Source organism: Thermithiobacillus tepidarius DSM 3134, assembly GCF_000423825.1.
Lineage (GTDB): Bacteria > Pseudomonadota > Gammaproteobacteria > Acidithiobacillales > Thermithiobacillaceae > Thermithiobacillus > Thermithiobacillus tepidarius.
Map to the genome: position 1 here is coordinate 98,588 of NZ_AUIS01000009.1, position 6,551 is coordinate 105,138.

At 66.8% G+C, this 6,551-nt stretch carries 6 protein-coding genes and 1 pseudogene; 5 read left to right on the plus strand and 2 right to left on the minus strand.

The annotated features are described in order from the left end of the window. Positions 1 to 44: 44 nt before the first annotated feature. The 3 genes from G579_RS0106705 to G579_RS0106715 all read left to right on the plus strand — a co-directional run bounded on the left by G579_RS0106705 (position 45) and on the right by G579_RS0106715 (position 3,217). Positions 45 to 1,757, plus strand: a complete 1,713-nt coding sequence (locus G579_RS0106705; RefSeq protein WP_028989566.1) for a glycoside hydrolase family 57 protein — start codon at positions 45 to 47, stop codon at positions 1,755 to 1,757. Positions 1,758 to 1,835: 78 nt separating this feature from the next. After that, the gene (locus tag G579_RS16310; protein ID WP_051181039.1) at positions 1,836 to 2,822 is read left to right on the plus strand and encodes an ROK family protein; all 987 of its coding nucleotides are present in this window, start codon (positions 1,836 to 1,838) and stop codon (positions 2,820 to 2,822) included. Beyond that, positions 2,819 to 3,217 (plus strand): hypothetical protein, encoded by a 399-nt coding sequence (locus G579_RS0106715; protein WP_028989567.1) that lies wholly within the window; start codon positions 2,819 to 2,821, stop codon positions 3,215 to 3,217. Before G579_RS16310 ends, G579_RS0106715 begins: the two co-directional genes overlap by 4 nt. Before the next feature lie 12 nt (positions 3,218 to 3,229). Here the strand turns inward: G579_RS0106715 and G579_RS0106720 are convergent, their stop codons facing one another. Continuing rightward, positions 3,230 to 3,949 carry a HugZ family pyridoxamine 5'-phosphate oxidase gene (locus G579_RS0106720; protein ID WP_028989568.1) on the minus strand — a complete coding sequence of 240 codons (720 nt, stop codon included), beginning with the start codon at positions 3,947 to 3,949 and terminating at the stop codon, positions 3,230 to 3,232. 127 nt (positions 3,950 to 4,076) lie between these two features. Here G579_RS0106720 and G579_RS0106725 point away from each other — a divergent pair, with 127 nt between their 5' ends. After that, the gene (locus tag G579_RS0106725) at positions 4,077 to 4,475 is read left to right on the plus strand and encodes a hypothetical protein (RefSeq protein WP_028989569.1); all 399 of its coding nucleotides are present in this window, start codon (positions 4,077 to 4,079) and stop codon (positions 4,473 to 4,475) included. 8 nt (positions 4,476 to 4,483) lie between these two features. On the opposite strand, the gene G579_RS16315 is transcribed toward G579_RS0106725, so the two are convergent. Further along, positions 4,484 to 5,986: an HDOD domain-containing protein gene (locus G579_RS16315; protein WP_162142979.1), complete on the minus strand. Its 1,503-nt coding sequence runs from the start codon at positions 5,984 to 5,986 to the stop codon at positions 4,484 to 4,486. Positions 5,987 to 6,249: 263 nt separating this feature from the next. On the opposite strand from G579_RS16315, the pseudogene G579_RS0106735 reads away from it, so the two are divergent. Continuing rightward, positions 6,250 to 6,551, plus strand: a pseudogene (locus G579_RS0106735) (ISL3 family transposase); the annotation flags it as partial.

Here is a 6,551-nt window from a genome sequence, read left to right on the forward strand (position 1 = left end):
AACACGTGGCGCCGGCGCAGGACCGCCCGGACAAGGAAGGCACCATGCCCCGCGACAAGAAGCTCAAGGTCATCCTTTGCTGGCACATGCACCAGCCCGAATACCGGCGGCTGAGCAGCGGCGATTTCGCCCTGCCCTGGACTTACCTGCACGCGCTGAAGGATTACGCCGACATGGCCTGGCACCTGGAAAACCAACCAGGGGCCAAGGCGGTCTTCAACTTCGTGCCCGTGCTCCTGGACCAGTTGAGCGACTACGGCCGCCAATTCGACACCGGTACCTTCCGCGACCCGCTACTGGCCGCCCTGGCGCTGCCGGACCTGAAGGTGCTCGGGCCGGCGGAGCGGGAGCACATCCTGCACAGCTGCTTTCGTGCCAATTTCGAACACATGGTCAACCCCTTCCCCGCCTATCGGCGCCTGCACGATTTCTACCGGATGGTGACCGAAGACGGCAAGAACCACCTGCAGTACCTGTCCAATCAGTATTTCGCCGACCTGCTGGTCTGGTACCACCTCGCCTGGACCGGCGAGAGCGTGCGCCGCAGCTACGAGGAGGTCGCCCGGCTCCTGGCCAAGGGCAGTCAATTCACCCCCGCTGACCGCCATGCCCTGCTGCGGGTGCTCGGCGAGGTGATCAAGGGCATCATCCCCCGCTATCGCCAGCTGGCCGAGCAGGGGCACGTCGAGCTGTCCAGCACGCCCTACTACCATCCCATCCTGCCCTTGCTGCAGGACCTCGGCGTCGCCCGGGAAAGCCTGGATGCGCCCTTGCCGCAGGCGCCCCGCTACCCCGGCGGCGATGCGCGTGCCGCCTGGCACATCGAGGCGGCCCTGGCCAGCCACCAGGATTATTTCGGCCGGGCGCCGGTGGGCATGTGGCCGGCCGAGGGCGGGGTCTCCGACGCCACCCTGGCGTTGCTGGCCAAGCATCGCCTGCGCTGGGCCGCCACCGGCGAAGGCGTGCTGGCCAACAGCCTGCGCGCGGCGGGAGACGATCCCCTGCCGGCGCGTCACGAGTACCTGTACCACCCGTACCGCATCCAGGCCGGCGAGCAAAGCATCGTCTGCTTCTTCCGGGACGACCGGCTCTCGGACCAGATCGGCTTCGAATACGCCAAATGGTTCGGGCGCGATGCCGTCAGCCATTTCGTCGGCGCGCTGGAGGACATCTGGCGCCACACCCGGCAACAGGACGATCCGGTGGTTTCCATCATCCTCGACGGGGAAAACGCCTGGGAGTACTACCCCTACAACGGCTATTACTTCCTGTCCGACCTGTACAAGACACTCGCCGAGCACCCGCATCTGGAGTTGAGCACCTTCGCCGAGTATTTGGCCGGCGGTCCGGACCCGGCCGCCCTGCCCTCGCTGTCCCATGTGGTCGCGGGAAGCTGGGTCTACGGGACGTTCAGCACCTGGATCGGCTCGCCGGAAAAGAACCGAGCCTGGGATCTCCTGTGCGCCGCCAAGGAGGCCTTCGACCATGCCAGCGCCACCGGCCTGATCGGTCCGGCCGAGCTGACGCCGGCGCTGCACCAGCTCGCCATTTGCGAGGGCTCGGACTGGTTCTGGTGGTTCGGCGATTACAACCCCGCCGACACCGTGCACGACTTCGACGCACTTTACCGGGAAGACCTGTCCAATCTGTATCGCTTGCTGAAGCTGCAGCCGCCTGAGGCGCTGCGGCACGCCATCAGCACCGGCCAGGGGCATCCGGCGGCGGGCGGCACCATGCGGCGCGCTTCGGACAGTTGAACGGCCGTTGCGCGCCCCATCCGGCACGTTGTCGGCCGCCATCATGCTTGATTTGCCAACGCACGCTTCACGAGGCCCATGAACAAACCCGTACTCTTAGGCATCGACGTGGGCGGCACCAATCTCCGCCTGGGTGTTTACCGGGACCAGACGCTGCTCTGGGAAGCCCGCATTCCGGCGCATCTGGCCGAACTCTTCGGCCAGGCGGCCTCGCCGGCGGCGGCCACGGAAGCGCTGCTGGAACTGCTCGCCCGCTCCATCGATGAAGCACTGGCGCAGGAACCCGCCATCGCCGCGGTGGGCATCGGCTTTCCCGGCTTCATCGATCCGCGCAGCCAGCGCCTCAGCCAGTCCCCCAACATGCCCGGCTTGCGGGATCTGGACCTGGTCACCCCGTTGCGTCAGCATTGCCAGCGCCCGGTGCGCCTGGAGAACGACGCCCTGGCCGCCGCTTACGGCGAGTACGTGCTCGCCGGCCTGCATCCGGGGAGCCTGATCTATGTCGGGCTGGGCACGGGCGTGGGTGGCGGGCTGGTCGTGGACGGCCATCCTTATCCGGGGGAGCACGGGGTGGCCATGGAGATCGGCCACATCATCGTGGAGGCGGGCGGCCGCCTCTGCGGCTGCGGCAACCGCGGCTGCCTGGAGCAGTACGCGTCGGCCTCGGGCGTGCCGCGCACCTATCTGGAGCGCGTCCCCGGCGCGCTGCTGCCGGCAGACCAGATTGCCGCCCGGGCGGCGCAGGGCGATGGCGCGGCCCTTGCCGCTTTCGAGCAGGCCGGCGAGGCCTTGGGACAGGCCTTGGCCCACATTCTGAAGGTGGTGGACGTCGGCACGGTGATCATCGGCGGCGGCCTGTCCCTGTCCTGGGAACTCTTCTATCCCAGCCTGCGCCGTCGCCTGGAACAGGACCTCATCCCCGCCCTGCGCGGCCGGGTGCAGATCCGCCAATCCGCCAGCCAGGATCGGGCCGGCATTCTCGGCGCCGCCATGCTGGCGGGCCGGCTGCTGGCCGGCCCGGACCAGCCGGCCAGTCAGCCCAGCGTGGCGAGGGAGGATTCATGAAAGAGACGACGGCACTGAACATCATCGCGGTCATGCTCCTGATCTTCATGCTCGTCGCCGCCGCGGCGGCATTCCTGCTGTGGCGCGCCATTCAGGCGCTGGAGCACCTGCTGCGCCGCGCGGAACGGGAACTCGCCCCGCGCGCCCGCGAAGTGCAGCAGCTCCTCGTGCGGGCGCGGCAGTTCAGTGCGGAAGCGAGCTATCGGGCGCGGCGCTTCGAGCAGGTGACCGACAGCGTGGGCAACGGCACCGAGCGCCTGGTCGATACGGTCACGCTCCCCGCCCAGAAGCTGGGCACCGCCAGCGTGCTGGCCTTCATCGCCAATCGTTTTCTCCAGCGGCACACGCCGCCCGGCGGCAAAGCGCGGCGGCTGCCCCGCCTCCGGCGCCGTTAGCGCACCCGCCCGTTAGCCGCCGCTCTGGCGGGCCATCTGCACCATGGCCTGGCGCAGCGCCTGGGAGGTGGTGACCGGCGCAGGAAAAGCGAAGCGCAGCCGCTCCGCGCCCGCCTGCAGATCGAAGCCCTCGGGATCCACGCCCAGCATGATCGGCGTCTCCGCCTCCAGGCCGTGAAAATGGCGGCAATAGCCGCGCATGGCGGGCACGTGGTCGGCATTCATGTGCGCCACCGCGCCGGCTTCCGCCCGGGCCAGCTCCTCCGCCTCCAGATCCAGCCGATAGTCGGCTTGGTCGATCCAGTGAATGTCCCCGAAGCCGCCGATGAAGCGCACGCGCTCCACCGCCATGCGATAAAAACGGAAATCGTGGGCGCTAAAGTAGTCCGCCGCCTCCGGGAAGTAGCGCAGGTAGCGGTCGCGCAACGCCGCGCCCGGCTCCACCGCGTGCACGCGTCCCAGCAAAGTGACCCGTCCGGCCGCCTGCATGTCCCGCGGATGGCCGCGCGCCAGCACGAGCAGGCTGGCGCGCGGATCGCGCTGCAGGTTGCGGCTGTGCTGGGCGAGGTCCGAGAACAGGAAGACAGGTTCGCCGGCGTGGTCCGGCACGTAAGGCGCCACCGAGCCGAACGGCCAGCCGTCCATCGCGGCGGACAGGGTGGCCAGCGCTCCGCTGAAATTGTCCCGCACCAGCTGCCGCGCGCGCTCGCCGGGATGCTTTGCTTGATTCATCGACTTGCAGCCCTCTGGGAAATAAGGCTGATCATAAAGCAAAGCCGACTCAGGCATAAAGAAGACAGACTCCGCTCTTCGTTATCTATACTTAGGGAATCAAGGCCTGCAGGAATGGAGGATTGCCATGACCACGCTGCCTGACGCGGTACAAAGAGAGCATGAAAAGCACCTGGCCCAAGCGGCGGCTTTCCTGCGCGAGGCGGGCTACAAGGACCTGCACGTGACCGGCCTGGGAGATTACCCGGACGCCCCCAAGCTGCTCATTCCCGTCCTGAACACCCATATCCAGCCGGACATCTATGCCCAAGGCCAGGATGGCCAAGCCAGCGTGGCGGCCTTCGTGCCCACCGCCACCTGCCTGGGCGACGACAGCTGCGGCGAACGCTGGAAGGAGGTCAAGCGCTGGGCCGACGATCACCACGGGCAGGTCCTGGTGCTCGTACCCGCGGATCATCATGACAGGGCGGCGGGAATCGCGCAGAAGTGGAAGCTGGACCCCGGCATGGTCCGCGTCCTCGGCTGAACCGGCGCTCAGGATTTCTGGGCCATGTGTCTTTGCTTGTACTCCAGACCGATATTGGCCTGGTGGGTGAACAGCTTGAAGCTCTCGTAGCTCTCCCCGTCCAAGGGACGCCGGCTGGGTTGCCGATCCGCATAGAAAATGCCGATGGCCTGATTGTTCACCACCACCGGCGCAATCAAAAAACCGGCGGCACCCGCCAGGGCCACCAGCTTGTCCGGCACCCGGCCCGCCAGGGAGGGATCGGTGGCATCCCGGATCCAGAAGCTCTCCTTGCCCCACACCACGTCGTTCAGCAAGCCCGGCTGCGCCCGCGACAGCTCGAGAGTGAGATGCTGCAGCAGCGCGTCGCTGGACGTGCCCAGGGCAAAGCGGGGCTTCAACAGGCGCTTGTCCTGGGTCAGCAGGGCAAAGAGCACCCGGTCCAGGCCGATGCCGCGGTACATGCCCTCCAGCACCATTTCCAGCAGCACGTTCAAGCCGGCCTGGTCGCCCACCACCAGGGACAGTTCACGCAGCACCTTCAGCTGCAGCACGGGATCGGGCGACGTGAAAGCCGGCGCGCCCGCGTTCCCGGCCAACTCCTCCGCCGCATTGCCGGCATCGCTGCTGCCGGTGGCCAGAATCAGTTGCGCCTCGGCGGGAATGCCGTAATTGATCGCCGCCCGGGCCGCTTCCTCGGCATTGCGATGGACCGATTCGGTCACCGCCTCCACTGAAAGGTCCAAGGCAATGGCCGTATCTTGGATGACTTGGCGCATTTGCGGGGAATCCCAACCCTTGGTTTCCGCCGTTGCGGCAATGCGATCGCCAAGCTCCACCCACTGGACCCGGCCACGCCGGGTGGACTTGCCCTGCAAGGCATCGAGCAGCAGTCCATTCAACTGCCAGAAGCGGGCCAGCCCGAGCGTCAACTGCTTCAGGCGAAAGCCGATGATCCCGTCCTCCACCTCGCTCAGCTCCAACCCCTGCTTCAGGGCCGCATCGGCTTCCTTGCCGAGCTCGCCGGCGAAACACCAGAACGCCATGTCGCCCAGATGCAGCAGCAGGGTGGCGATGAAGACTTCCTCCGGAAAGCGGTCGTGTCCCTCGATGGCGAGGCTGCGGGCCTGCACCGCAGCGTGGAAGGCGCGAACCATGTGCTGGATGGCGCGCTCGCGGACACCCCCCTGCAGTAGCGCGTCAATGACGCTGAGCGACAGGCAGATGCTGCGCACCACGTCGGTGCCCAGAATGACCAGGCTGCGGCTCACCGTGCTGATGGGCTGGCCGCTCGGGTTGTAAAAGGTGCTGTTGGCCAGCCTGAGCACCCGGGCCGTCATGGAAGCGTCCTGCAGGATGATCTGCGCCATGGCCGATGCCGAGCTGTCCTCGTCGTCGATGGCCTGGGTGAAATAGCGCACGGTCTGTCCGAACACCGGCATCTCCGTTTCGGCAATGCACTTGATCCATTGCCCCAGGTCCTGGCGCTCCCGCGCCACCCCTGCCTTGCTCCGCTGATCAGCCTGTCCCAACTCGCCTGCCCCCCTTGAAATCCCCGGTTTCATGCCGCCCAGCCCTGCTCCTGCGCTGCACGAGAATGTCTTGCATTGACAATGCACGCTCCAGCAGGCGCGCCCGCCGCCTGGCACGCACCACATCCGCTTTAGGTCGGACGCGGCCCCGGCCCCGCTCGGTTAAGATTTGTCCAGCCATCGGAAGGCGGAATGGAACAACAATTATGCCTCTTTTCAATTTCGAGTGGGTAAGCTGGACCTGAGCAGGTACGGGATCGGGTATGACTGACAAGCTGTTTGAGGCTGCCTTGGGGGTCTCTCCGCCGTGGCAGGTGACGGGCGCGGACTTCGATTTGGCGGCCAAGACGCTCACCATCCGGGTGGACTTCATCGCCGGCAGCCGCTTCGCGCTGGCTGGCGTGGAGGGCCAGCATCCGGTTCACGACACCGTCGCCAAGCGTTACCGGCACCTGAACTTCTTCCAGCACGAGTGCTTCCTGGAAGTGCGTGTCCCCCGGGTAAAGCTGCCCGATGGCAGCGTCCGCCAGGTCGATCCGCCGTGGGCCGGCAAGCTCTCGGGCTT